This window comes from Paenibacillus sp. WC2504 (assembly GCF_052682475.1).
Genome location: NZ_JBQZFH010000001.1, coordinates 1004267 through 1028070, shown reverse-complemented (window position 1 = coordinate 1028070; position 23804 = coordinate 1004267). Strand labels below are relative to the sequence as shown.

The following is a 23804-nucleotide window of genomic DNA, read 5'->3' as shown; positions in this document are numbered from 1 at the left end:
GACGAATCATGCGGTTGGGGTGAAAAAAATTAATTAATACGCATTTTTGTTGATAAAGCCATTAATAATCGTTCGCCAAATAATTTTAATATCGAATAAAAAAGTCCAATTTTCAATATAAAAAATGTCGTGCTTGATACGTTCCTCAATCGATGTGTCTCCACGCAAACCATTGCTTTGCGCCCATCCCGTAATGCCAGGTCGAATATGATGCTTCACCATATACTTCGGAACCTCTTCCTTGAATTGTTCCACGAAATAAGGGCGTTCCGGTCTTGGACCAACAACACTCATGTGCCCAAAAAGCACATTGAAAAACTGTGGCAGCTCATCCAAACTCGTTTTGCGCAGGAAAGTTCCAACCTTTGTGCGCCGCGGGTCATTTTCAACCGTCCACTCCGTATTAGAAGCACTTTCGGGCAACACATTCATGCTGCGAAACTTATACATCATAAAATTCCTACGGTTCAGCCCAACACGTTCTTGCTTGAAAATAATTGGGCCTGGAGAAGTTAATTTAATCGCGATAACCGATGCGACCATAACCGGTGCTGTAATAATAATAGCTACGCTAGCAAATATGATATCAAAAGCCCGCTTGAACAGCCGATTTCTGAATTCGTCTAGAGGAATATCCCGAACATTAATGAGCGGCATCTCCGCAAAATTATCGAAATAAGGTCGTGACGGCAAGAAGTCATAGAAGTCCGGAATGATTAGCGTTTTGACGCCAATTTTCTCGCAGACATTGATGATATGACCGAATTTACGATGAGCATCCAATGGGAGTGCAATAATGACCTCATCAACGATGGTATCATTTAATATGGATTCAAGATCATCAATTTTGCCAATAATTGGCTTATAATTCTGGTAAGGAATCTCGTGTTTTTCTTGATAATCATCAAGGAATCCGACAACCTCATACCCTAACTCTGGATGCTGCCTGAGCTTTGTGTAAAATTGTCTACCAAGCGACCCTGCCCCAAGAATAAGGATAAATTGCTTATTATAGCCTTTTTGTCGAACTCGCTTCAGTGAAATTTTAATCATATAGCGATAAAAACTTATGGCTAAGATATTGTTCACTAGGAAAAGCAAGAGATAAGAACGCGAAACGTCTACTTCTTTTAGAATAAACAAAAGGCTTAAGAGCAGCAGCAAGCTGAATACATGCACTTGAATAATTTTAAATACCTCAAATGAAAACTGCTTTTTTCTTTTTGGCGTATAAAAATTAGTCATATAACTGATGAAGATCGCGATTAATGCGTAGCTGACGCTCCACATCAAGTAATGCTTAATTGGCAGTGGAGAATCAAAATGAATCCAGCCACTTTTAAATTTCAGCCACCAGGAAAGTAAAAATACGAGCTGAATACAAATGAAGTCGGCCAGCGCGTAAAGTTGGGTCAAAAAACCTTGACTCTGTCGAATCAATGTAAATCACCTCGTTGGTTTTAGTTTATTTCTTGCCAAAGATAGCCCGAACTTCAAGCCTACTCCTATGTAAACCGCCAAATTGGTCAGCCAGGAATACTTCTGACGGTAATGTTTGTTATGAAACAAAATCATCGCACGATGGAATTCATAGATAATTTTATAAGGCTTCCTTCTGCTGCTCGCACCTTTGTAATGAATGATTTGCGTCCTAGGATAATAATAATTGACCCAGCCCGCCTCTTTAATTCTATAACACCAATCTATATCCTCACCATACATAAAAAATTCCTCATCCAGCATTCCGACCTGATCAATCGCCTCGCGGCGGATTAACATGAAAGCACCTACCAGTGAATCGATACCGTATTCCTCGTCTGGATTCAAGTATCCCAGCTGGTATTGATTGAAGCGTGGAATTTTCGGGAATAGCTTCGAAAAGCCGAAGGCATAGTAAAAGGACGCTGACGGCGTTGGGAAGCCCCTTTTGCAAGCTTTGTCGAGCGAACCGTCTGGCAGTACGATTTTGCAGCCACTGGCTCCTACGATGGGGTTCTCGTCCATGAAATGAAGCATCGTTTCTAAAGTGTCTTGTTGGACAACGGTATCAGAGTTCAGGAGCAGCACGTATCTCCCTTTTGATTTGCGAATGCCTTGATTGTTGGCTCTTGAGAAGCCTACATTGTCTTTATTTGCGATACTGGTGACTTGGGGATACTTTTCATTAACGGACTTTATGATGCCATCATTCGAGGCATTGTCGATTAAGATAATCTCATAAGTGTAAGCTGTAGCTGACGAAAATACTGACTTTATACAGGCTAAGGTTAGGTCATGTGTTTTGTAATTAACGATAATAATTGATAAATCCAAGGGGAAACCTCACTTGTCTTAATTTCATTACCCCTATTATAACATGCGAATATTAAAATTAGCCTAAAAAAATAAGACTAGCTTGTGCTAATCTTATGATCTGAACCACTTAATTAGTTCGTTTGCTGATACTTTTTGCTTACTGCGTATTGATTGTCTCTTCTTACGGAGATCCGAATAGTTGCGAAAGAAGTCAGCCCATGCTCCTAGCAGCTTTGGTTCTCTTAAAAGAGAGTAAGCCAAGCTGAGGCATTCGTATATTAAAAGTGGAACAATGTGCTTGAGCATTGCTGGAACCGTATCGTTTTTTACCATCATTTTGTAACGGTTAATGTAGGACAGTCTCCTGACAAAAAGCGGCTTACTACTCCTGCCGCCTTCTTTCCAGCCTCGTTCGTGATACGCGATTGCAGATGGCTCGTACTGAGCCTTCCAACCGAGCAGCTGTGCTCGCCAAGCGACATCTACATCTTCTTTGTATGCAAAGAAGTCTTCGTCGAAAAACTCGCCATCTAAACTAATGTCATTGATCATCTTGCGAGAGTACATGGCCGCGGCGCCTGAGGCGCCGAACACTTCCTCAGGTAGCTGGAAACCCTCGCTAGACTGATGAGCTCCGCGGTCAAATGCCCTACGTGCCTTGTTGATGATAAGCCCCGTGCTGTCAATGTGCTTTGGATCGGCTTTGAAAAGCAGTTTCCCTGTGGAACTGCCTGCACTTGGTGTGTTCTCTATTGCTTCTATTGTTTTAAGCACGTAGTCTTCATCGAGGACTACATCTGGATTCAAAATCAAGCAAAAGTCCGTGTCTGTCATTCTTAGTGCTTGATTGTGTCCGCCGGCGAAGCCGTTGTTTTTAGTATTCTTAACTAGAAGAATCCTGTCCGACCACTTTTGTAACTTCTCAAGTGTGTTGTCTTTTGAAGCATTATCAATAATAACGATTTGATTTATGGGGTAGGATTGCATGATGACTGCATTTAAGCAGTCGTCAATGTGTTCAGAGCTATTGTAGGTCACTATATGGATACTAACTGTGTACATTACTCACTCCAAGTTCCTCTAAGAAAGCTTGAAGCCCCTCACGCCATGGTCTTAAATCTTCAAATCCATTCGTCCGAATTGCCATATGGTCCATCGCTGAGAAGCGTGGTCTTGGTGCAGGTCGCGGAAACTCTTCTGTAGAGCATGGTATTACATTTATCTGATTCCCGCTTTCCTCAAAAATCGCGCTAGCAAAATCAAACCACGAACAAACTCCAGTGTTTGAAGCATGGTAAATGCCATAACGTTCAGTTCGAACAAGCTGCTCCAAAAAACTTGCAAGATCAACCGTGTACGTTGGTGATCCGAACTGATCATTTACAACCTTCAAACTGTCGCGATCCTGAGCTAGTTTAAGCATGGTTTTCACAAAATTCGCTCCATACAAACCATAGACCCACGATGTCCTGACGATAAAGTATTTCGTAGAAAGCGTTTGAACGAGGAGTTCCCCAGCTCTTTTGGATTTCCCATAAATACTTTGAGGATTCGTATTGTCATATTCTCGATATGGCGTTATACCAGTCCCATCAAAAACATAATCTGTGCTTATATAGCAAAGTTTCGCTCCTACTTTTTCAGCAGCAACGGAGAGATTCCTAGTTCCGAATGCATTAATTTCGTAAGCCTTATCTTCTTCCGTCTCAGCTAGATCAACAGCTGTGTAAGCAGCGCTATGGATGACAACATCCGGCTTAAGGGATTCTAACACTTCAAGACATTGATGTTCGTTCGTAATATCAAGCTGCTCTCTTCCAAAACCATATATTTCATGGTTACTGCCCAAAATTTTAACGATATCCTGCCCTAGTTGTCCATTCGCCCCTGTCACTAAGATCTTCATCTCTAGACTCCTAGTCGCTCGCCGTATTGCTGGGCGAAATATTGTTGGTATTCACCAGTCTGAATTCTTTTCCACCATTCCTGATAATCCAAGTACCAACGAATCGTTTCATGAATGCCAGTCTCAAAATTATGTTTAGGCTCCCAGCCTAGCTCTTTTGTAATCTTAGTTGCATCTATACCGTATCGGCGATCATGTCCAGGACGATCTTTAACGTACTGAATTAATGACTCTGGTTTCCCCAGTTCACGAAGAATCGCTTGCACGATTTGAATATTCGTTCTCTCATTATTTCCGCCAATATTATAAACCTCGCCATTAATTCCTTTATGTAAAACTAAATCAATCGCGCTGCAGTGATCCTCGACATACAACCAGTCACGGATGTTAAGTCCGTCTCCATATACAGGAAGAGATTTATCATTTAATGCGTTAGCAATCATTAATGGGATTAACTTTTCCGGGAATTGATACGGCCCATAGTTATTAGAACAACGGGTGATGTTCACAGGAAGACCAAAAGTCTCATGATAAGATCTAACTAGAAGATCCGAACCTGCTTTACTAGCTGAGTATGGACTGTTTGGAGAAAGAGGGGTTTCTTCAGTGAAAAGACCTGTTTCTCCAAGAGTACCGTAAACTTCATCTGTGGAAACATGGACGAATTTTTTAACATCATATTTCCGTGCAGCCTCAAGCAACACTTGTGTACCGAGGACATTCGTTTTCACGAAAACATCTGGCTCTAAGATACTCCGATCCACATGTGATTCCGCGGCGAAATGAACGACAGTATCTACTCCTTGTTCGAATAGACTATTCACAAGCGTCGAGTCAGTGATATCGCCTTTTACGAATGTATAATTGTCGTTCTCTTGAATTGATCTAAGATTCTCCAGATTTCCTGCGTAAGTTAATGCATCCAAGTTAATGATTTGATAGCTAGGATAACGTTCCAGCATATAATGAACGAAGTTGCTGCCGATGAACCCTGCTCCGCCGGTTACGAGTATTTTCATCTGTGAAAGGCTCCTATCTTAAAAATTAATTTCCGCATCTCTAAGCAGCGGATGCTTTTGATCTTTATCAGAAAGGATTGGTTTAGATGTAGGCCAATCAATGCCAAGCGCTGGATCGCTCCAAAGAATTCCTCTATCGTGCTCCGGTGAGTAATACTCGTCCACTTTGTAAAGCACTTGTGTATTTGGAACAATCGTACAAAAACCGTGTGCAAATCCTTGTGGGACAAGTAGTTGTCGCTTGTTGTCTTCGCTTAGAATGACCCCAACCCACTGCCCGAAAGTAGATGAGTTTTTACGAATATCCACCGCAACGTCATAAATTGCTCCAGACGTTACTCGAACAAGCTTTGTTTGCGCCTTGGGATTTAATTGATAGTGAAGTCCACGTACAACGCCAGTTTCCACGGACAGTGAATGGTTATCCTGAACAAAGGGAAAATCAATTCCATGCTCAGCAAATTTTCGACTGCTATAGCTTTCCATAAAAAAGCCACGATTATCTCCATGGACATCGGGCTCGACAATGTATAATCCTTCAAGTTTAGTAGTTATGACTTGCATGATATGAACACCTCTTATAATTTAAGTTTCCCAAATTCTTCGCCAAACAGCATATCTTTAGCCAATTCATTTGCTTTAGCTAAAGAAGCATGTGTCCCAGCATCCGTCCACCAGCTTTGAAGGATATCATAAGTCAATTCATTTCTTTCAATATACGCGTTATTAACATCAGTAATTTCAAGTTCACCGCGGCCTGATGGCTTAAGTGTCTTAACAATACCAAACACGGAACTATCGTACATATAAATTCCTGTTACTGCAAAATTACTTTTTGGGCGTTTTGGCTTTTCCTCAATTGAGACAATTTTATCTCCATTTAGCTCAGGAACCCCATATCTTTGAGGATCTTGAACTTCTTGAATAAGAATTTTAGCGCCCTTACGTTGAGCCCTAAAATTATTAACAAATGGAACGATGCTCTCTTCAAATACATTATCTCCGAGAATCACGACCATTTGGTCATCCCCAACGAAATGTTCAGCTAGATCTAGAGCTTGAGCAATACCACCAGCCTCATCCTGAACTTTGTAAGTGAAGGTTACTCCCATTTCGCGCCCACTGCCAAGAAGATTCACTACGTCACCCATATGATCTTTACCAGTAACGATTAGAATGTCGTTGATGTCTGCTTGTTTGAGCTTAGCTACTGAATGGAAAATCATCGGGTACTTACCGACAGGAAGTAAGTGTTTGTTTGTAACTTTTGTTAATGGAAACAGACGTGAGCCTGTTCCTCCAGCCAGAATGATACCTTTCATTTTTATTCCTCCAAATAATCATTTTGCAATTAAGTAAGCTCCAAATATAATAACACAAACGCCAAGCCACCTTGTTACTGGAATAACTTCTTTGAAAATTACACAAGCAATAATTGTTCCTAATACATATGCCAAACTTTGCAAAGGATATAAATAACTCAATGGCAATTTAGACAAAAGATATACCCAAATCCCCGTAGCTAATACATACAAAATACCACCTGCTAAAAAATATGGTGTATAAAATATTCTCAAGAAACTCCCACTGATCCCTAAGGATGCCATTTTCCACAAAGTTTGTCCTGACACTAGAAAAATTATATTAAGAGCAAGAAGTAACATATTATTCATTTTCATTAACCTTTTCATTATTAAGATGATAATTAGTTTTAAGTTGTTGATTTTTTAATTCAAGTACCTCAAGTTTTAAAACACCAAGTTCTTGAGAAATCTCTTTTATTTTACTCTGATGATTTGATAAGGTACGAGTAAGGCTAAACATAATGATAAGTGTTAGAAGTATCCCAAAGAGGAAGATAGCATTAACTGGAGTTTCAATACCTATAAAATGAGCAACCTGTTCTGCCAAATTTGGAAAGACTGCCAAACTAATTGTGATTATTATAAGTAAAAACCATAATAATGAATACTTTAGATCTAATTTAAATTTGATTATCAGATTTAAAAACATCATGAAACATATAAAACAAAATACTATTAAAAATAGCTGAAGCTTAAATGAAATCATTTCTTAGAACTCCTTTTGAGGAGATTTTCTTAAAACATCAATAATTATAGCCAATGAAACCTTAATCATATAATATAATGTTCTGAAAGATCGAATTGAGGAGACTCCGCCTAATCTTTCATTCATTTTAACTGGAATCTCCATAATCTTGAATCCATTTCTCTTTAAATAGACAATTGACTCAGGTTCTGGGTAATCGGATGGATAATACTGTGACAATATTTCAATTACATTCGAATTACACCCCCTATAACCTGAAGTTGGGTCTGTAATTTTCTCCTTAATTAACAACTTAATTAATTTACTGAAGTATCTTATACCCACCCTTCTTAAAACACTCGATTGAAATCCTTGCTTTTCTATATACCTTGACCCAATAATCATGTCTGCCTTTTTACTTTGCAATAACTCAATAATTGTTTTCAAATAGTTTGGGTCATGTTGTCCATCACCGTCAACTTGTATCGCAATTTGATAACCATATTTTCGTGCATATTTATATCCAGTCTGAACTGCCCCACCAATACCTAAATTACATGGAAGGTCTATCACTTTAACATTGAAATGTGAACATATCTCTGAAGTACTATCCAAAGACTTATCGTTTACTACAAGAATATCGAAATTATCTAATTCAGTTTCTAAAATTTTGTGAAGTAAATCTCCAATGTTTTTCTCTTCATTATAAGCAGGAATTATAATTAGTGTCCTCAAAATATATCTCCCTCCAATTCTGCAAAATTTGACTATTATATCTTAATCCTTCTTTATTTTAACATCGAGTAATCTGAATGAAAGTTCTCTTGTATCGACCGAATTAGGTATTATCGTTTTGGGCACGAATGAATCATTACTTTCAATTGAAATTTCAAAAAACTGATCCTGTTGGTTCTTATTTGCTTCAAAACTATAAATGCTACCCGTTTTTTTTACTATTGTAGATTCTAAATGACCAGTACTATCACTAATTTTAATTGTTGGGTTAGTCGGATTATCTGTTGCATTTAAATTAAGATCTACATTAATATGTTGCTTATTTGAATAAATCCGAATTTTAACAATACCGTCATTCCATAAATCCACGTGTCTATTTATTATCATTTGAGCAACTGCGAATGTCCCATTCTCGTTATCGACTTTATAAACTCTGTAAAATTTACCAACACCATCAATGGATACAAGATTTAAGTGTTCAAAGATCACATTTTCTACAGTTGTAATTACGTAGTCAATTTTCCCAATTGGAACTTTAGGAGAGTTAGTATATTTGTAGCCGAACGGATAAAAATTTTCAAGATTGAACACCCCGTCTGTAAACGGAGCATTGAGCCCCTCTAAAAAAGGCAGAAAGCTGTAATTCACATTAAGCATGCTTTCTAGACTATCAATTCGAAAACCATCCCCACCATCCATTTTTGCTTCAGTACGTGGCATGAGTAATACTTTAACACTCTTTTCCTTATTCTTTTCATTTAAGAAATTAGAGATAGAATTAATTTCTTTTCTGAGCTCATTACTACCAAAACCACTCCCAATGTTTTTATAATTCGAAGAATATAACGAATACATAGTAAAATTACCTATTAATGAAATAATAAAAACGGATGCAAGAGTAAAAATTAAAGTTTGTCGAAATTTCCTTTTTATCTGCCAATAAACAAATATAGTAAGGCTTATTATGATTCCAATGTTAAACAGTAATTTGAAAACGTCATATTTATAATAAAGATTAAAATAAGAGAGCATCATAGCATCAACATATAGCATAGCATTTACAAGCTTATATTTCTCTAGAATAAAAGATGATAATGCTGCAAAAAGTACACTTAGTACAATAAAAAATAGGTTCACTAAATTTTCATTTTTATTATATAACTGGTAGGCACAAGCGATTAAGTAGAAGATAAAATAAACAAACAAATATCGAATATGAACTCTTATCTCATAAATACTCGATGTTTCAAGCACAAATATCATAAAATCTATAATGACAATTGATATTATAGTACTCAATAATATAAAAATACTTAATTGGTTAATGGCCGAGTGTTGTTTTGATATACTAGAAATTGAGACAATCACTGGCAGAATCATAAACGCTATAATGGTGTAAAAGGAGATTAGTACTAATCCAGTTGCAGCTTTCATTAAAAAATCAATATTGAACTGAAAATGAAACTTTTGCATATATAGATCACTTATATCTGGAAATCCATTAACAAATTCAATTGAAAGCTTAGTCAAATAGTAATAAGAAGCAAAGCTAATAGAAATATACAAAACCTTTAAGGCAACTTCCTTTAATTTATTACGCTTAAATATAAAATAACTTAGTATTGTATAAAGTAAATAACTTAAAAATAATGCTAGACCTATTGCCTTGGTAAAATAACATAAAAACAATAAAAATGATATGAATAGATTCCAAGTGATTGTTGAGAAATTAGATGGGTTTTCAAATTCAATGAAAATAAAGTAAATTGTTACAACAATAATAAGATAAAAAAGGGATTCTTGCATAATAAGTGCTGTTTGAAACATCTCCGGTATAGAAACTGAAATAATTACTAAAAAGAAAACTAACCATCTATTATCAAATATACGTCTTGAAAGTAAAAAAATGGGAAAAACAACCGCAGACATTAAAAAGCAATTTATCAACTTAATAGTTAAGTAAATCATAGAAGAATCATTAAAAAAGTATGCAACTGATATTATTATTGGGTATAGTATATTTTGAGTAATGAAATAGTTTCCTCTGAAATCTGTATTCAATTGATTATGAAAGGATTCAGCTAATTTACTCCAAAGTAATTCGTCACCAAAAACAATGGGAGCTGCGGTTAATTGACTTAAATAAAATCTGATAATCACACTCACTAAAAATATCCCTACTATTATAAAAAAATTAATGCGGTTATTCAGATCTCTTATCATCTATTGTTCTCCCTCAATTTTTTCAATTGATTGTTTTGAAAATTTATTTCCAAAGTTATTTTACTTCAATTGAATTTGGAAGTAATAAGGTTGGAAGTAATCTTTCTACTGTTTCATCAATTACAATATTCGGTTTTTCCCTTTCAATAATATTGCCATTAAACTTATGATCCCATATATATATACTCTTATTAAAATGCAACGATAGCAACGGAATCATGGAAGTAGAAAAAGAATCTCTGAACATTATCAATTTGGGTAGTTTTTCATCATTTATTTGTTTTGTGACTAGTTGCTCTGGATTTGGGTACATATTATTATCAACTTTTAAATCGGTTACATGAGTATTAAATTTAGGTTGTAAATGAATATAACTATCCACATACTCAGATTTCATACCTAACATATTTGAAATATCTCCTCCTAAACCAAAACTCTTATCTATTGTGAAGCTTGATATAGGTATAGGCTTCAAATTGGGATAAATAGAATTTAAACTTTTCATTATTTCCTGATAACCATAATAAGCTCCATATTCATTCCAATGAGTGTCAGTTTTATAGTAAAGCATATCTCCTGACTTATTTTCAAATAAAGTTTTTCTTAAATCTAACACATCAATATTTGAATTTTTTTTCAAATAATTAATGAGCTGATCCATTCTTGTTTCATCATTAATTTTTCTAATATTATTTGGTAAATATTCTGGATATATCGTCTGCTTATTTGGTGCAATACACAATAAGTAAGTAATACCTTTTTGATTTAACCATTTTTTTCTCGTTTCAAGATTACTCTTAATTGTGTTTAATTCACTGTCTGTAAAACGAACAATTCCTCGATAATCATCCATAGATTCTGGCGCATTATCTCCTGTATAAAATAACCAATCATTTTTACCAAGAACAACTAAAGGATTCGGGGAAATTTGAAGTGTTTTTACTTTAATATAATTATTAAGTGTTAATAATTGATTACGCATTGCAAAATTATCATTAAAATATTTTTCAAATTCTTTTGGAAATGTATTAATATTTTTAAATGTGAGCTCGGGCTTAGATGCAAGGACTCTATTTTCATTATTAGAAACTAATTGTTTCTTTGGCAGAATATTGCTAAAAAGAGGAATAAATATCAACAAAATGAATGTAACAATTAATATGGTTGATTGGAGGTTATTTTTCAAAAAATTAATAAGATTAGCAATATGAATAGAATTAGTTTTCAGAAGGAAAAAAAATACAATTGTAAAAAAGAGGGATATCACTATATTTAATATATATATACTACTTTTATTTTTTAAACTATAAAAACTTTTAGAAATATCTTTAGTATTAATAAATGGATCTGTACCAATTGAAGTAAATGTAATTAATCCATTATTAGTAGAATAAGAACCAATATCATGTTTCAAATCAAATTCATCAGTAATATTTGTTTTATTCCTAGCATTTTGAAGGTATATTGCTTTAATCTGAATTTCAGAAATTTTAGAACCAAAATCCAATCTTAAATTTACAATATCAGCTACAGGTAGCATAAATTTAATCTGTTGAAACTCAGAAGATCCTGAAACAAAATATGGAATTGAATCAGACTCATTATAACCTTTGCCAGTATCGTAGAATAACTGGTATGTATCATCGGTTGAGGTCTTAATTTCAGCCAGTAAATTTATTTTTTCATTTGATGTAATCTTTCCACTTATATTTAAGCTAATGAAGAAAAAAAACACGAGAAAAAGTGAACATAAAATTAATATAAGTCGTTTAGACATTCTCTCAATCCTAACTTTTTTAAGTTAACGGGTTAATCAGCAGAATATGAACAAAATGAATTTAGCTAATAAAACTTTACTCGAATTACAATATTTAGTTTTAAAATCTGAAATAAATAAAAGGGTTATAAGTATTACTAGCTAATGACATAACCGTTAATATGAATATTGAAACCAAACCAACTAACTTAATTACATAAATTCCATAGTTAGTCGCTTTGGATTTTGTAAAATTATTAAGTTTTAATATAATCGGAGTAGAAGCTGTTATTCCAATAAATAAAGCTAAGAAAACTTCGTTATTTAGGTATGTTATTACACTTAAGTGTATTTTTCCCGAGGAATGCCCAATAAACATCATTTTAAGATATTGTAATGCAAAGCTTAGATTTTCAGATCTAAAGAAAACCCAACCTATAATCACGATTAGAAGTGTATATGAATGTTTAAATGGCCTCCATAGTAAGTCAAGAATTCTTTTTATTCTGGGTAAACGCTCAATAATTATAAAGAAACCGTGAAATAAACCCCAAACAATAAAATTCCAACTAGCACCATGCCAAATACCTGTAGCAAGCCATACAATCAATAAATTAGCATAAAACCTAATTTTCCCTACCCTGTTTCCACCTAAAGGAATATATAAATAATCCCTGAACCATGTGGAAAGAGAAATATGCCACCTTCTCCAAAATTCTTGAATAGAAGATGAAATATATGGATAATTAAAATTCTCTAAGAATTTAAATCCAAAGATTCTTCCTAGTCCTATAGCCATATCAGAATATCCTGAGAAATCGAAATAAATTTGAAGTGTATAACAAATAATACCTAACCAGGCAATTGGTGTCGATAGTTCACCATTATTTAACGCAAAGATTTGATCAGCGACTAATGCGAGAGGATTAGAAATTAATACCTTTTTCCCTAGTCCTATTATAAATCTCTTCGAACCGTAAGCAACTCCATTTATATCAATGGTCCTATCAGTAAGTTGATTTGCAATATCATGATAACGTACTATCGGGCCAGCAACAAGTTGTGGAAAGAAAGATACATATAATCCAAGTAAAAGAGGATTTTTCTGAACTGGAATTTTTCCTTTATACGCATCAACAATGTAAGAGATTACATGAAAGGTGAAAAATGAGATTCCAATAGGTAAAGATATTTCATTTACTACAATTGGCTGTGTATTAAAAATTGCTAATAAATTATTAAGATTATCTAAGATAAAATTAATATACTTATAATATACTAAAAATGATAAATTAATAACGATTGCAACAGCTAATAATATTTTACTTAGCTTTATTTTTTTATTATTTTGTTCAATTAATATTGCAAAACAATAATTCAGTAATATTGAAAAAACCATTAAAATTACGGCTCTTGGTTCACCCCATGCATAAAAAAACAAACTAACTAACAACAGTAAAATGTTCCGCAGCTGAACTCTTATAAGAAAATATAACAATAGAACTAAAGGTAAAAATAGAAAAATAAAAATCGGACTACTAAATACCATTATTGTCACCCTAATTTTAAATTAGATAAAAAATCCCTTATTTTTAATTCTTTAAATTTCTGACAAAATATCTTCCCAGTTATTGTGTATTCTAATTATATCCTCGTTAATTAATTCAGTGCCTATTTGAACTTCTATAAACTCTAATTCTGTAATTGCTTTTAAGGCATGTTTCATTCCACTATTTATTTTAATTACATCCCCCGAATTAACAAATAAACGTTTTCCATCTAAAACGATCTCGCCTTTGCCACTAATAAAATTCCAAGTTTCAGATCGTCTTAAATGATATTGATAACTAAGGTTTTTTCCTTCTTTGATGCATATTCTTCTTGTCAATATTTCTGATTCTTTATTATCTTGTTTTGTATAATCAAGTACTCTATACCACCCCCATCTTCTTTCTTCATACATAGGTCTATTTTCAATTGAAGTTACTAAACTTTTTATCATTGGACTTTTATTCTTATCACTAACCAAAATTCCATCAGGACTAACAGCAACCACAATATTTGATACTCCTAAGATTGCAACTGGGATATCTAGTTCGCTAATAATATTAGAATTTTTGGAATCTTCGCTAATAATCCCCTTCCCAAGTACATCAGTCGACATTTCTCCAGTTAATGTATCCCAAGTACCCAAATCTTTCCAGTAACCTTTATATGGTACCATTACTATTTTCGTTGCATTTTCAACAACTTTATAGTCAAAACTTATTTTCGGTAATTCGCTATAACTCTCCAATAATTCCATATAGTTTGTAGGTAGATCATTATTTCTAAGGACATTTATCAAATAGCCTAGTTTGAAACCAAAAACACCGCAATTCCAAAAAGCTTGCTGCATTGAGATTAAATTCTTTGCTTCTTCAGTTGTTGGTTTTTCCTTAAAATGACTAACACGCACATAATTACTATTAACACTTTCATTTCTTGCTGGGACAATATAACCATAACTTTCAGAAGGATTTGTTGGTTGAACCCCAATTAAAGCTATATCAGCACCTGATGTGGTTAGTACTTGTTCGAAATCTTTAATCTTATCGAAAAAGTGATCCTCCACAAATGGATCTACTGGTAGCACACAGACTACTTCATTCAAATCAGAATTTTGTTCTGAGAATAGATATGTCGCAGCTAACGCAATAGCTGGAAAAGTATCTCTTCTATTAGGTTCTATTACAATGTTAATCTCTTCATCTAACTGATTTAAAATCATATCATATTGAGATTTATTGGTTGTGATTATTGTTCTTTTATCTAAATCAACTTTCTTTAATTGCTTCCAAACTCGCTGAATCATTGATTCTTCCATATTCCGCTCATTTTTTAGCAACTTAAGAAATTGTTTGGAACGTGAGTCATTTGATAAAGGCCATAATCTTTTGCCAGATCCCCCTGATAATAATATTAACTTCAAATTCATCATCCTTTTTCGTACAGAAGATTTTGACGCCACCATTCAATCGTTAATTCAAGTCCATCATTAAACTCAACTGTCGATTCCCATTCGAGCGTCTCCTTAATTTTTCCATTTGAGCCAACGAAAAATGGTACATCTGAAGGTCTAAGTTTAGTAGAATCCAAGTTAACAGTAATTTCTCGTTTTGATTGAGTAATCATATACTTGAGTATGTCCTCAATCTTTCGGGGTACTCCTGAACAGACGTTAACTATACCCAGATCTAATTTCTTAGATTCAAGAAGCAGAGTATACGCATTCACTAGATCTTTTATATAAAGAAAATCTCTTTGAGCACTTAAATCCCCAACATTTATTACTGAAGGGGACTTACCTTTTTCAATATTCACAATTTGGGAAGCGAAATCACTTACAACAAATCCCAATCTTTGTCCAGGTCCAAAATGATTAAAGGCTCTAACATGTACAATATTTAATCCATGTTTTTTTGCACTCTGTAAAGCAAGTTGGCCTGCTGACAACTTACTAGTAGCATATGGATTTTGTGGTAAACATGGCATAATTTCAGTTAAATATTCACCATTTTTTGCTGTTAATCCATACTCTTCACTGGAACCAATATTAATAAACTTTGCATATGGTGTATTCTTACACATTGAATTTATTATGTTTAGGGTCCCAAGTACATTCACTAAAAGAGTTTCTTCTGGAATTTCCCAACTTTTTGCCACTGAAGACTGCGCTGCTAGATTAATGATTCCTTCTGGATTATATTTTCTCAATACTTCTTCTATTGATTCTTTATCATTTACATTCAGGTATACTTTCTTCAAATTATATTTTGAATTTTTTTCAGTCAAAACGGTTGATCCTGCTATAACCTCATGTCCCTCATCTAACAATTTTTGTGTTAAATGAGACCCAACAAAACCACCTGATCCCGTTATTAGTACTCTCATTGAAAACTCCTTAGCTTTCTTTTCTTACTCGAATTAAATCGGCCTCAACCATCATATGAATTAAATCTTCCAGGTTTGTTTCAGGCTCCCAATTCAAGTGCTTTTTAGCCTTCTCAGGATTACCTAATAATATATCAACTTCGGCGGGCCGGTAAAATTTCGGATCAATCACTACATGATTTTCGTAATTAAGACCTACAAATGTAAAAGCGATTTTGCACATATCTCTTACAGTTGTTGTTTTGCCTGTTGCAATGACATAATCATCAGGTAGTTCTTGTTGAAGCATTCTCCACATAGCATCAACATAATCACCTGCAAAACCCCAATCCCTCTGTGCGTCAATATTCCCTAGGCGGAGTTCCTTTTGTTTTCCTAATTTAATTCTTGCCACTGCATCAGTTACTTTTCTAGTTACAAATTCGATACCGCGTAATGGCGATTCATGATTAAATAAAATACCACTACATCCAAAAATATTAAAACTCTCGCGGTAATTAACAGTAATCCAATGACCATAAAGTTTGGCTACTCCATATGGGCTTCTTGGATAAAAGGGAGTTTTTTCAGATTGCATAGGTTCTTGAATCAAACCAAACATCTCACTGGTCGAAGCTTGATAAAATTTAATAGATGAATCAATTAACCTAATAGCTTCAAGTACATTTAGAACCCCTACTCCTGTTATTTGAGCTGTTGTGATTGGTTGTTCCCATGAAGTACCAACAAAACTTTGTGCTGCTAAGTTATATACTTCTTGTGGCTTCGCAATTTGAATGGCTCTCATTATCGAGGAGAGATCAGTGAGATCTCCTTCAATTAATTGAACTTCGTTTTGAATCCTTAAATATTGCAATCTCCATTGTGTATCTGTACTTCTTCTTGCAATAAAACCATACACTTTATATCCTTTGTTTAGCAAGAGCTGAGCTAAATATGCACCATCTTGGCCTGTTATACCTGTAATTAATGCGCTTTTCAAAAATGACACCCCATCTTTTAATATAATCCTAAATGCTGTAATCTTTCTTTTACTTGTGTACCAACCGCTTTTGGAGAGAACTCCGTTTTTATTGTAAATTCTCCTTTTTTAGAAATATCACGATAGAAGTTCTCGTCTCCAACCAACTTTTTCATAAAATATGAAGCATGATCAATATCAGGATCTGCCCAGTGCTGATATGATTTATATGGCCCATAATCCTGCCCTAGTTGAACTAATTTATAATCAACTACACATGAATTTTTTTCAGTCATAAAATCAGTATTCGCCGACCAATTTGTTCCAATAACAGCTTTGCCTAGATACATTGCTTCTGCTAAGCCCAGTCCAAAACCTTCGGAACGATGTAACGATATGAAACAGTCACAACAATTTATGAGCGAGTTTACTTTGTCTCGTGACATTGTTTCAGCAACCAAATAAATATTATCGTACCCTTTAATCAACTCTTGTAACTGTTGAACTTCATCTTGGTTATTTGAAGAATGATTTACTTTAATAACTAAACCTACAGAAATATTATCACCGCTGAAACTCTTTTTAAATGCTTCAATAACTGCATTCGGATTTTTTCGTTCCTGAAAAGAATATACATCGTACATTGTTAAAAATAAGAATGTATTAGAAGGTAAGTTAAATTCTTCTCTGCTAATCTGCTCTTGTATTGTAACTTGAATACCATGAGGGATTCTAACTACAGGAATTGGTGATTTTTTTGACACTGAATCCATAATAAATCGAGAAGGAACCCAAATTTCATTTAAATATTGAAAACTACTTTTCCATTCATCAGGGAAGTCTGGTAACTCCCAGTGCCAATAACCAATATTATATTTCCCTGAGAAAACTTCATTGCCTAAATAGTCAAAAGCTATTGGGATCTGGTCGGCGTTAATATGTAGGATATTGACATTATAAATGGGCTTTTCGATTTCTTTATTAATCCAAGTTATATCAGTATTGCTAGCAGGATTTCCAACATTATAATTCAGAACTCCAAAAGGTAAACCATAATTATCTAGAGCCCGCGCGGCCAAGCGACATGATTCACCCACACCTGTTTGAGAACGCGAATATCCTATCAAATTAATCCCCTGTGTAAATTGCGGGCTTTCAACCTTAGCAGGAGCCGATTCAGTACTTACAATTGTGGATGCAGAATAAGCGTTTTTTTGTAATTTTTCTTTTATCATCTTAAGCTTATTTTTGCTTGATTTTGGTGCAACTTTTAAAATTAGAGGCTTTAATCTAAGAGCCGTATGATATAATTTACGAGAAACATATGCCTTAGTATTATTTGTAATAATTGGCTGAACTTCTTTTTCTGTTATTACTGTTCTACTGTCTGATTGGACAAGAGATTTTAGAACAGGTTCTGTATAAGCTTCCGTAAAATTATACTCTCTTTGTGCGCTATCTACGAACCATTGACAAAACATCATTCGATCTTTATTCCATATATCTGAAAATACACTTTGTAAATCTTTTCTAGAAAGCCACAAAGAATACATGATATGTGTAATTAGAGGTAACTTGCTGGATCTATCTTCAAACCTAGCTTGAGTTGTTAAAAAATACCCTGATTGTATGAATGGGTTTTGGCCACAGTGTTTTTGAATTTCTTCATTGTTCCTATATGAAATTCTAACAAAATCATTAATGGATATTCCATCACTAAAATTTGCATAATAATATTTCATCATCTTTGTATTTTCATGATCGTTCTTAAGTACATCATCGGCATATCTTTTAACTAGTGCCGCGGCATCACCTATATTTTTTAAAGTAAGTCGATCCTGATGTTTTGATAAAGAAGAAGGATTGGATGGATTTACACCACTAAAATGAAAAAAAACGAGTCTTTCTTCGTTAACATGATATGAATCATTAATATACTTAACATTTCTATGATTTAAGTTCCAATATGCAACATTATACCCGGGGTGATGCAATATTTTAACTCTTGGAAAAAAGCCAGGAACAAGATCCATCCATTTTTGATCAACGAATAAACCATTTGCAATATCAACTGTACAATCGAATTCTAATTTACTCTTCCACCAATTCAGAAAAACATTAGTTTCCTTTTGTTTCGATACGGCTAAAAAACCTAGATTATATGTTCCTGCTTGTAATATATTTTGTTCACTTGGCTTTTTATCATCATTTAAGAAGCCAGTTAAGTGAGGCGTTAATACCATCAGGTTCCCTTCAATTAGCGCCTCCTCTACCTCTGCTAACCTGTCATACAAATAAATATCTGGGTCAATATAAAAAACGTGATCATAATTTTTTTCATTAAATAACCAATAGAACATCCATGGTTTAACAGCAGTATTTAACTCTAATATTGTGTATCTAAATATAAATTTATTAAAGTCAGGTAAATTTATTTCATTCATAGATATGAGACTAAATTGTTCAAATTCCGGGTTAATTTTATTATCTATCTCATCAACTAGTAAAACAAATGGCTCCCATTCTGGATGATGTTTTTTTACAGATTCTATTAATGTTCTTGCAAATGCAATATAATTTTTTGATACTATTGTAAAAACTGCCGTTTTGATAAAAATACACCCTTTGCAGATTTATTTTGTTACGTTAAAAAAGGAACTTTCTTTTTCTTTTGTTTAACTCTTCTATTTTTGCTTGTTCAACCTCAACTGTTTTTTTCAATTCATCTATGCTTGCTTTTTGTTCAATTATTATTTTATTCAATTCATCTATGTTTACTTTTTGATCAGTTACTTTGTTATTCAATTCATCTAATGCTTTCTTTTGTTCAGCTTTCATGTTGATATTTTCTAATAGTTCAAGATCTAGAACGCTATTTCGTTCTTCTATATTCTTTGCATGGAATCTTGTCTCAGTTAAATTTGCTTCTAATGATAATATATATTCTTTCATCTCTGTCACTTGTTTTTCTAAAGTCATAGCATATGTTGAACTTTCTCTATATTGAGTCTCAAGTGAATTGACGTAAATATTTATTTCATTTAATTGCTTGTTGTGAGTTTCTGTTAACTCCTGACTATAATTATTTTTCACACGGATTGCTTCTAACAATTCTGTTTGTAATTGCTGTGTTCTATTTGAAAGTGAAACATTATTTTGGTAATTCTCTTTAAGGATTTTTAAATTATATAAATATGCTCGCATTATAATTGAATATTTATTAAAATCAGAAATATTATCACCATCATTTTTATCAATAAACGATATCAATACCTCTGGCCAGTTGTTTCTTACGTTACTATTATTAAACAATGCATCAAAGAAATTTGAAACAACAATTTCAGCACTTGAGAATTCTTTGAAAGATAACATAATTGGGAAAACAGTATATAACACATAAGCGCAAATTTCTTGAACTATCATTTCGTCATTGCCGAAATAAAAATTGTCCAAATCAATAAGCTTTATTTCATTTCTATCATTAATCAAAAAATTATGTGCAGCAACATCTCCGTGAATTAGACTTCTTTTTTGAAGCTCTACCAATACTCTAGAAGTTTGACAAACAAATTCTATAAGAGATTCATTATTCCAATCTTCTTTACAATGAAAATTTCTAAGATAGTATTCAGTTATAGGTAAAGATTCACAGTAAGCAAGGTCTCCGCTAAAATATTCTGTTTCATAAGAACAAGAACATTGGTCTTGAATATATAAAAGACCAGGAATTGGATCGGATCTTAAATTTTCAAATATCTCAAACTGAGTATTGGGAAGTATTTCATAGTTATATGTAAGATGATTACATTTTCTTTTTGAATTATTTTTTTTCTTTACAAATGTATTTTGCACTGTAATTAGTGGCAAATCTAGATGATTACTACTTCCACCTAATCCAGACAAATGAAAGGCTAAATATTCTTTTGTTTTATAAAGACAAGTATCTGAACAATAGACTCTTTCGGAATTAACATTATACTCAAGCTTATTGTTTATCATCATCGGTAGATTAAAATTCATTCTTATGAACACCATCCTAACTTACTTTATGAAGCACCAAATGGCTCTTAGACTTCCATCAGTAGCCACAGATCTTGTTACATATTCAAGTTTTCTGAAATTACATATATACATAATATCTGTTAAGTATTGTTCGTAATCTTTAATAACGGACGAATTAATTTCAAAGAATAAATATTTTGACGTAATTGCTCCAATTTTACGGAGTAGTTGGCTTGTTTCCTCGAAATCCATTTGACCATAGCTACTTCCTTGACCATATCCAGTATAAAAATGATGCAATATATTTAATAACAATACTGAATCATACAGTGGTATTGGCGGCAAATTACCAATATACTCCTCAATTGAGGTATTAATAGGGATAATCCCTTGTATATTTAGTCTTTTTAGTCTATTCTTCATCATTTTAATACTAGAGCTTTCTGTTTCTCCTTGAATTAATATATATCTATCGTCATCGATAGCCGTAACATGAGCATCTAGTATTATTTTAAAAGTAAGAGCGAAAACACCACCACTCGAACCTAAATCCAGAACGCTTGGTCTCTTCAGGCCCTTGTCCAAAAGAAATTGTGAAATAACAATTGATCTATCAAAGGTAAATCTTTCAACGCTTGATAAATTCATCGAATTAAATAAACTAATCGTATCTATTTTATCTTTTTTCATCTGCAACAACGAAATTATATCCCAATCCAATGGCTGATAGCTCATAATTATTATTCCTTTGTCACTGAAATTTCCGGATTTAAGCTTATAATTCCAGTAGCTTTATTATTTTGAATAACCTTTATATTTATTGCATCTATACGGTGATCAACTGGGATGTACTCGTCCCTATCTTGGATGCCTATTGCAAAAGACATAAAATATTCACCTGCAACTAAATTTAAATTATTAACTGAAATCTTAAGCAAATATTTTTGTTCTTCATCTAAGTCCTGAATCTGTATACCATCATCCCTGGTATTAAAAGCAAATACATCTAATCCTGAAATCGTTTTTACTCTAAACCCGAATACTGGTTGTGATACTGATCTTATACAATTAATACTTACAGTAACCTCAAATGGGTCTCCTGACCAAATAAATGCTTTGTAATTCGCAACTTTTACTCCTTCTATAATTACGTCCTGATTTCCATATCTTTCACGATCATTCATTGGGAGAAACTCATTTGCCTTTTCAACGCTCGGTTCTAATATTTTTTTTTCAACACTACTCGCACCATAAACGCTTTTATAAAATTTGTTTACTGCGCTTACGGGTTCCCCATCAAATTTAAGTTCTCCATTTTCTAGCAAAATAACCCTGTTCACTACTTGTTTAAGTGTTGCCAATTCATGGGTAACATAAATCAAGGTACATCCATCTTCATTCAACTCACTGATTTTGGAAAAGCACTTTCTCTGAAAAAACACATCACCAACTGTTAAAGCTTCATCAACTATTAGTATCTCAGGCTTAATATGAATAGCTACTGAAAAAGCTAAACGAACGAACATTCCACTTGAATATGTTTTAACAGGCTGTTCAATAAAATCACCAATTTCTGAAAAAGCTACAATATCGTCATATTTCTCAGAAATTTCATCTTTAGTTAAACCTAAAATAGATGCGTTTAAGATCACATTTTCTTTCCCAGTAAATTCGGGATTAAAGCCGCTACCTAGTTCCAATAATGCAGCTATACGACCATTAACATTAATAGACCCTTCTGTTGGTAACAATGTACCAGCAATGAGTTGAAGTAAAGTGCTCTTCCCAGATCCATTCCGGCCAATTATTCCTAACATCTCACCTTTTTCAACAGAAAATGAAATGTTTTTCAAGGCATGAAACTCATTATAATACTTATTTTTTCGGAATATATTTTGCATAAATCGATCTTTGGGAGAATTATATACTTTATAAGTTTTACTCACGTCATCAATTGTGATTACATTCCCATTAGATAACATCAGAGAACCCTCCCTTGGTTCTTTTAAAGAAATTATAACCAATTACAAAAAAAACAAATCCAATTAAAAAGCTTAAACTAAGAGAATACCAACTTGGAAACTGTCCCCAAATTAAAACTTTTCGAGTATCCTCAACTATGTATACTAAAGGGTTCAAATGATAAATCATCAAGTACTTATCTGGAACTACAGATATTGGATAAAAAATAGGAGTAAGAAGCATAATTCCTTGAACAGCCAATCCAATAATTTGACCAATGTCACGAAAATAAACTCCAAAAGCAGCTAATATCCAAGTAATGCCTACCAAAAATAGTAAAAAAGGTATTATTAAGATTGGTAACAATATCAGGGAAATACTAATTGTTCCTTGATTAATTAATATTCCTATTATTAAAATTATGTAACTAATACTTCCTTGAAATAATGCAGAAAGCATGCTTACAACAGGTAGGATTTCTAACGGAAATATTACTTTCTTTACGTAGTTTGGATTATTTAATATAAGTGATGGAGCCCTAGTTGTTACCTCTGCAAATATATTGAATATTATAAGTCCACAATATACAATTAGTGCGAATTGTAGCTTATTATCATTATCTACTGTCCAGCGCGATTTAAATATTTCACTAAATACAAATGTATAAATAAATAGCATTATTATAGGTGTAATTAGTGACCAAACTATACCTAATAAGGAACCCTTATATCGTGAAGCTATCTCTCTTTTGGTAAATTGTTTTATTAATTCATAATGTGTCCACAATGTACTAAAAACACCAAATATATCAAACTTGTATTTTTTCTGCTGCATTTGTTAACCACCTAGTGTATAAAAGTTCTAATTCATATTTTTTATAAAGACTCGCTAATAATTTAATAAAAAAATGGCTCTCCATTTGGAAACTCGCTTCCATCTATGCTAAAATGAAGTCGAACTTTA

At 33.3% G+C, this 23804-nt stretch carries 21 protein-coding genes; all 21 read right to left on the bottom strand.

Translation table 11 applies throughout. The features are described 5' to 3' along the window. Positions 1 to 33 precede the first annotated feature (33 nt). The 21 genes from ACUN27_RS04625 to ACUN27_RS04525 all read right to left on the bottom strand — a co-directional run bounded on the left by ACUN27_RS04625 (position 34) and on the right by ACUN27_RS04525 (position 23675). A complete protein-coding gene (locus ACUN27_RS04625; RefSeq protein ID WP_326059151.1) occupies positions 34 to 1440 on the bottom strand; it encodes an undecaprenyl-phosphate glucose phosphotransferase in 1407 nt (468 codons plus the stop codon). Between the two features lie 6 nt (positions 1441 to 1446). Then, entirely contained in the window at positions 1447 to 2313 is an 867-nt protein-coding gene (locus tag ACUN27_RS04620; RefSeq protein ID WP_445558467.1) for a glycosyltransferase family 2 protein, read from the bottom strand. A gap of 93 nt (positions 2314 to 2406) precedes the next feature. Next, a complete protein-coding gene (locus ACUN27_RS04615; protein WP_445558466.1) occupies positions 2407 to 3357 on the bottom strand; it encodes a glycosyltransferase family 2 protein in 951 nt (316 codons plus the stop codon). Then, positions 3344 to 4201 carry a dTDP-4-dehydrorhamnose reductase gene (gene rfbD, locus ACUN27_RS04610; protein WP_445558465.1) on the bottom strand — a complete coding sequence of 286 codons (858 nt, stop codon included), beginning with the start codon at positions 4199 to 4201 and terminating at the stop codon, positions 3344 to 3346. Before rfbD ends, ACUN27_RS04615 begins: the two co-directional genes overlap by 14 nt. A 2-nt stretch (positions 4202 to 4203) precedes the next feature. Next, entirely contained in the window at positions 4204 to 5220 is a 1017-nt protein-coding gene (rfbB, locus tag ACUN27_RS04605; protein ID WP_445558464.1) for a dTDP-glucose 4,6-dehydratase, read from the bottom strand. A gap of 18 nt (positions 5221 to 5238) precedes the next feature. Next, on the bottom strand, positions 5239 to 5784 hold the full coding sequence (rfbC, locus tag ACUN27_RS04600; protein WP_445558463.1) for a dTDP-4-dehydrorhamnose 3,5-epimerase: 546 nt from the start codon (positions 5782 to 5784) through the stop codon (positions 5239 to 5241). 14 nt (positions 5785 to 5798) lie between these two features. Continuing rightward, positions 5799 to 6542 (bottom strand): sugar phosphate nucleotidyltransferase, encoded by a 744-nt coding sequence (locus tag ACUN27_RS04595; RefSeq protein WP_445558462.1) that lies wholly within the window; start codon positions 6540 to 6542, stop codon positions 5799 to 5801. Between the two features lie 18 nt (positions 6543 to 6560). After that, positions 6561 to 6893, bottom strand: coding sequence for a hypothetical protein (locus ACUN27_RS04590; protein WP_445558461.1), 333 nt, complete (start codon positions 6891 to 6893; stop codon positions 6561 to 6563). Next, complete coding sequence (locus tag ACUN27_RS04585) at positions 6886 to 7290, bottom strand: DUF2304 domain-containing protein (protein ID WP_157317870.1); 405 nt, start codon at positions 7288 to 7290, stop codon at positions 6886 to 6888. Before ACUN27_RS04585 ends, ACUN27_RS04590 begins: the two co-directional genes overlap by 8 nt. A 3-nt stretch (positions 7291 to 7293) precedes the next feature. Further along, the gene (locus ACUN27_RS04580; protein WP_445558460.1) at positions 7294 to 8004 is read right to left on the bottom strand and encodes a glycosyltransferase family 2 protein; all 711 of its coding nucleotides are present in this window, start codon (positions 8002 to 8004) and stop codon (positions 7294 to 7296) included. A gap of 42 nt (positions 8005 to 8046) precedes the next feature. Beyond that, positions 8047 to 10227, bottom strand: a complete 2181-nt coding sequence (locus tag ACUN27_RS04575) for a hypothetical protein (protein ID WP_445558459.1) — start codon at positions 10225 to 10227, stop codon at positions 8047 to 8049. A 55-nt stretch (positions 10228 to 10282) separates the two neighbouring features. Continuing rightward, positions 10283 to 12004 (bottom strand): DHHW family protein, encoded by a 1722-nt coding sequence (locus ACUN27_RS04570; protein WP_445558458.1) that lies wholly within the window; start codon positions 12002 to 12004, stop codon positions 10283 to 10285. Positions 12005 to 12104: 100 nt separating this feature from the next. Next, entirely contained in the window at positions 12105 to 13532 is a 1428-nt protein-coding gene (locus tag ACUN27_RS04565; protein ID WP_157318059.1) for an MBOAT family O-acyltransferase, read from the bottom strand. Between the two features lie 51 nt (positions 13533 to 13583). Beyond that, positions 13584 to 14954: a sugar phosphate nucleotidyltransferase gene (locus ACUN27_RS04560; RefSeq protein ID WP_445560596.1), complete on the bottom strand. Its 1371-nt coding sequence runs from the start codon at positions 14952 to 14954 to the stop codon at positions 13584 to 13586. A gap of 5 nt (positions 14955 to 14959) precedes the next feature. Then, the gene (locus ACUN27_RS04555; protein ID WP_445558457.1) at positions 14960 to 15916 is read right to left on the bottom strand and encodes a GDP-mannose 4,6-dehydratase; all 957 of its coding nucleotides are present in this window, start codon (positions 15914 to 15916) and stop codon (positions 14960 to 14962) included. A 10-nt stretch (positions 15917 to 15926) separates the two neighbouring features. Continuing rightward, positions 15927 to 16898 carry a GDP-mannose 4,6-dehydratase gene (gene gmd, locus ACUN27_RS04550; protein WP_445560595.1) on the bottom strand — a complete coding sequence of 324 codons (972 nt, stop codon included), beginning with the start codon at positions 16896 to 16898 and terminating at the stop codon, positions 15927 to 15929. A 17-nt stretch (positions 16899 to 16915) separates the two neighbouring features. Then, positions 16916 to 19321, bottom strand: coding sequence for a glycosyltransferase (locus tag ACUN27_RS04545; RefSeq protein WP_445558456.1), 2406 nt, complete (start codon positions 19319 to 19321; stop codon positions 16916 to 16918). A 202-nt stretch (positions 19322 to 19523) separates the two neighbouring features. After that, positions 19524 to 20876, bottom strand: coding sequence for a protein kinase (locus ACUN27_RS04540; RefSeq protein ID WP_445558455.1), 1353 nt, complete (start codon positions 20874 to 20876; stop codon positions 19524 to 19526). Between the two features lie 42 nt (positions 20877 to 20918). After that, positions 20919 to 21614, bottom strand: a complete 696-nt coding sequence (locus ACUN27_RS04535) for a hypothetical protein (RefSeq protein ID WP_445558454.1) — start codon at positions 21612 to 21614, stop codon at positions 20919 to 20921. 5 nt (positions 21615 to 21619) lie between these two features. After that, entirely contained in the window at positions 21620 to 22861 is a 1242-nt protein-coding gene (locus ACUN27_RS04530) for an ABC transporter ATP-binding protein (RefSeq protein WP_445558453.1), read from the bottom strand. Beyond that, positions 22851 to 23675, bottom strand: a complete 825-nt coding sequence (locus ACUN27_RS04525) for an ABC transporter permease (protein ID WP_445558452.1) — start codon at positions 23673 to 23675, stop codon at positions 22851 to 22853. Before ACUN27_RS04525 ends, ACUN27_RS04530 begins: the two co-directional genes overlap by 11 nt. Between the last annotated feature and the right edge of the window lie 129 nt (positions 23676 to 23804).

Excerpts from the sequence above, each read along its gene's own strand:
- ACUN27_RS04595 (WP_445558462.1), bottom strand. The coding sequence starts at position 6,542 with ATGAAAGGTATCATTCTGGCTGGAGGAACAGGCTCACGTCTGTTTCCA.
- ACUN27_RS04545 (WP_445558456.1), bottom strand. The coding sequence starts at position 19,321 with ATGAATGAAATAAATTTACCTGACTTTAATAAATTTATATTTAGATAC.
- ACUN27_RS04585 (WP_157317870.1), bottom strand. The coding sequence starts at position 7,290 with ATGATTTCATTTAAGCTTCAGCTATTTTTAATAGTATTTTGTTTTATA.
- rfbB (WP_445558464.1), bottom strand. The coding sequence starts at position 5,220 with ATGAAAATACTCGTAACCGGCGGAGCAGGGTTCATCGGCAGCAACTTC.
- ACUN27_RS04565 (WP_157318059.1), bottom strand. The coding sequence starts at position 13,532 with ATGGTATTTAGTAGTCCGATTTTTATTTTTCTATTTTTACCTTTAGTT.
- ACUN27_RS04555 (WP_445558457.1), bottom strand. The coding sequence starts at position 15,916 with ATGAGAGTACTAATAACGGGATCAGGTGGTTTTGTTGGGTCTCATTTA.
- ACUN27_RS04575 (WP_445558459.1), bottom strand. The coding sequence starts at position 10,227 with ATGATAAGAGATCTGAATAACCGCATTAATTTTTTTATAATAGTAGGG.
- ACUN27_RS04535 (WP_445558454.1), bottom strand. The coding sequence starts at position 21,614 with ATGAGCTATCAGCCATTGGATTGGGATATAATTTCGTTGTTGCAGATG.
- rfbD (WP_445558465.1), bottom strand. The coding sequence starts at position 4,201 with ATGAAGATCTTAGTGACAGGGGCGAATGGACAACTAGGGCAGGATATC.
- ACUN27_RS04590 (WP_445558461.1), bottom strand. The coding sequence starts at position 6,893 with ATGAATAATATGTTACTTCTTGCTCTTAATATAATTTTTCTAGTGTCA.
- ACUN27_RS04570 (WP_445558458.1), bottom strand. The coding sequence starts at position 12,004 with ATGTCTAAACGACTTATATTAATTTTATGTTCACTTTTTCTCGTGTTT.
- rfbC (WP_445558463.1), bottom strand. The coding sequence starts at position 5,784 with ATGCAAGTCATAACTACTAAACTTGAAGGATTATACATTGTCGAGCCC.
- ACUN27_RS04540 (WP_445558455.1), bottom strand. The coding sequence starts at position 20,876 with ATGATAAACAATAAGCTTGAGTATAATGTTAATTCCGAAAGAGTCTAT.
- ACUN27_RS04530 (WP_445558453.1), bottom strand. The coding sequence starts at position 22,861 with ATGTTATCTAATGGGAATGTAATCACAATTGATGACGTGAGTAAAACT.
- ACUN27_RS04615 (WP_445558466.1), bottom strand. The coding sequence starts at position 3,357 with ATGTACACAGTTAGTATCCATATAGTGACCTACAATAGCTCTGAACAC.
- ACUN27_RS04525 (WP_445558452.1), bottom strand. The coding sequence starts at position 23,675 with ATGCAGCAGAAAAAATACAAGTTTGATATATTTGGTGTTTTTAGTACA.